Genomic DNA, 2,519 nt, shown 5'->3' with positions numbered 1-2,519 from the left:
GGCAACATCCCCCTCTGACCCCTCTCAGCCCGCTGGAGCCGACATGACGATCAAGGTCGTACGAGGCAACCCCACCCCCGAGGAGCTCGCCGCCGCCCTGGCGGTGGTCAGGGCGCGCGCCGTGACGGCGGCCGCGCCGCCGTCCGGCGCGCCGGGTCCGCGGGACTCCTGGGCCGACCCGTCCCGCATCGCCGCCCAGGGCGTCCCGCACCCGGGCCCCTCGGCGTGGGCCCGCACCTACTGGCCCGCCTGAGCCTCCGGGACCGTGCGGGGGACCGGATCCGGCCCACTTGAGTACGCGTACTCAGGCGCCGGACCCGGTCCGCGCCGCACGATCGGGGGCATGCTGTGGTCCGACCCCGAGAACGAGCCGCCGGAAGAGCTGCGCGACATGCAGGCGATGCTTCGGCGGCTGGGCGTTCTCATGGCGCTGGCCATGGTCCTCGCGATGGTCGTGATCGGTCTGAGGTGAACACGCCCGCAAGCCCCACGGCAGGCCCGCACCGCCCCTGACCGCCCCTGACCGCCCCTGCCGGCGCATCCCCCATCGACCGTCCCCGGCCCGCGCCCCTCACCAGCCGCCCCTCACCGGCCGCCCCGGCCCACGCCCCTCACCAGCCGGCCCCCGGCCCGCGCCCTCATCGGCCGCTCCCTCCCCTGGCCGCTCCCTGTCAGCCGTCCGGCCGAGGTGAGCCGAAGCGGTCCTCGCCGATACGCTGACCGCATGACTGATCAGCCGCGCCGCCGTCTCGTGCTCGCCTCCCAGTCCCCCGCCCGGCTCGGGCTGCTCCGGCAGGCGGGACTGGACCCCGAGGTGATCGTCAGCGGCGTCGACGAAGAAGCGGTCTCCGCGCCCACCCCCGCCGAACTGGCGCTCGCGCTCGCCGAGGCGAAGGCCTCCGTGGTGGCGGCCCGTCCGGAGGTCCATGGCGCCCTGGTGATCGGCTGCGACTCGGTGCTCGACCTGGACGGCCGGGCGCTCGGCAAGCCCGCCGACGCCGAGGAGGCCACCGCCCGCTGGAAGGCGATGCGCGGCCGGGCCGGGACCCTGCAGACCGGGCACTGCGTCTGGGACACGGCGAGCGGCCGGCACGCCTCGGCCACGGCCTCCACGGTGGTGCGCTTCGGCGAGCCCACGGACGAGGAGATCGCCGCCTACGTCGCCTCGGGCGAGCCACTCCACGTCGCCGGCGCCTTCACTCTGGACGGCCGCTCGGCGCCGTTCATCGACGGCATCGACGGCGACCACGGCAACGTCATCGGCATCAGCCTCCCGCTCATCCGCCGGCTGATGGCCGGACTGGGCGTGGGCATCACCGACCTGTGGACGCCGGCCCAGGACTGATGCGTCCCTGACCGGCCCGTCTGCCGCTCAGGAGGCACTCGGCTCCGCCGGAGGCACGACCGGACCGACCGGACCGCCGCCCTGCGGCCGGTCGCCCTCCGGACCCGCCTTCGGACCCGCACCCGCGTCACGGGCGGCGCCGGGGCCCCGAGGACCGGCGTCCCGGGGAGCGGCCCCCGCGGGCCCCTCCTCGCGGTCGTAGGTCATCAGCAGCAGCACGATCAGCGCCAGCACGACGATCAGGAACAGGAACGCCTCCCAGCCGACCAGCCCCCAGGAGACCGCGGCCAGCAGCCCGTGCACCACGGCCGCGCTGATCAGCAGGATGCGGCCGAAGCCGGCCGGGCGGCGCCCCCGTATCGCCACGATCAGGGCCACCAGGCCGCACAGGGCGAAGTAGAGGCCGAAGACCACGGCGCCGATCTTCGACGAGGTCGACACCACGTCCGGGTCCGAGCCGGCCAGCGACATGTGCTGCCGGTGGACGAACTCCCCGAGGATCCAGTTCAGCGCCGCGACTCCCAACGCCTCCGCGAAGAGCACGAGCGCCACGATCCACGCCACCGGTCTGCGCACCACCGGTCCCACCCACTTCCGACTGTCGCTCCACCCGGAGCCCTGTTACCGCCAGTACCGTCGAGACATCGCGAACGCTACTAACGGGTAAACCGAGGAACAAGGGTCGTGCCGACGGCAAAGAATCATTGGGCCATTCGTAGGGACTCCACAAAGAAACGAAGTGGGGCGCAGCACGCTCGCACAGAGACCTTGACCACATCGGAAGGCTAGGGTTTCCCGGAGGAGTCCTGCGTACGGCGACGCGACAAGGGATTTCGCGGGTCGAGCGAGCCTCGAATCACGCTCCGTGTGGGCAAGCTCACCATTGGGGACGGGTCGATGTGCCGTGTCGGCAGTCCCTAAACTCGGCTTGTTTCAAGGAGGGAGCCTCAATCGTGCGCAAGGTGCTCATCGCCAACCGTGGCGAAATCGCTGTCCGCGTGGCCCGGGCCTGTCGCGATGCCGGGATCGCGAGCGTGGCCGTCTACGCCGACCCGGACCGGGACGCTCTGCATGTCCGGGCCGCGGATGAGGCGTTCGCCCTGGGCGGTGACACCCCCGCCACCAGCTACCTGGACATCGACAAGGTCCTCAAGGCAGCCAAGGAATCCGGCGC

Annotated in this window: 5 protein-coding genes; 4 read left to right on the top strand and 1 reads right to left on the bottom strand. The window is 72.6% G+C overall.

Features of this window, described 5'->3' with window-relative positions; all coding sequences use genetic code 11:
* Positions 1-43 precede the first annotated feature (43 nt).
* From ACH5A8_RS34535 to ACH5A8_RS34525, 3 genes are all read left to right on the top strand, one after another.
* Positions 44-253 carry an acyl-CoA carboxylase epsilon subunit gene (locus tag ACH5A8_RS34535; RefSeq protein ID WP_399007950.1) on the top strand — a complete coding sequence of 70 codons (210 nt, stop codon included), beginning with the start codon at positions 44-46 and terminating at the stop codon, positions 251-253.
* Between the two features lie 90 nt (positions 254-343).
* A complete protein-coding gene (gene mmpB, locus ACH5A8_RS34530; RefSeq protein WP_275419387.1) occupies positions 344-472 on the top strand; it encodes a morphogenic membrane protein MmpB in 129 nt (42 codons plus the stop codon).
* Positions 473-724: 252 nt separating this feature from the next.
* Complete coding sequence (locus tag ACH5A8_RS34525) at positions 725-1,345, top strand: Maf family protein (RefSeq protein ID WP_399007949.1); 621 nt, start codon at positions 725-727, stop codon at positions 1,343-1,345.
* 27 nt (positions 1,346-1,372) lie between these two features.
* Here the strand turns inward: ACH5A8_RS34525 and ACH5A8_RS34520 are convergent, their stop codons facing one another.
* Positions 1,373-1,924, bottom strand: coding sequence for a hypothetical protein (locus ACH5A8_RS34520; RefSeq protein WP_399007948.1), 552 nt, complete (start codon positions 1,922-1,924; stop codon positions 1,373-1,375).
* Between the two features lie 374 nt (positions 1,925-2,298).
* On the opposite strand from ACH5A8_RS34520, the gene ACH5A8_RS34515 reads away from it, so the two are divergent.
* The coding region (locus tag ACH5A8_RS34515) for a biotin carboxylase N-terminal domain-containing protein (RefSeq protein WP_399007947.1) at positions 2,299-2,519 on the top strand (221 nt) is incomplete at its 3' end.

This window comes from Streptomyces sp. NPDC018610 (genome assembly GCF_044391765.1).
GTDB lineage: Bacteria > Actinomycetota > Actinomycetes > Streptomycetales > Streptomycetaceae > Streptomyces.
The sequence above is the reverse complement of the archived record's forward strand: the minus strand, read 5'-3'. Positions and strand labels throughout refer to the sequence as shown.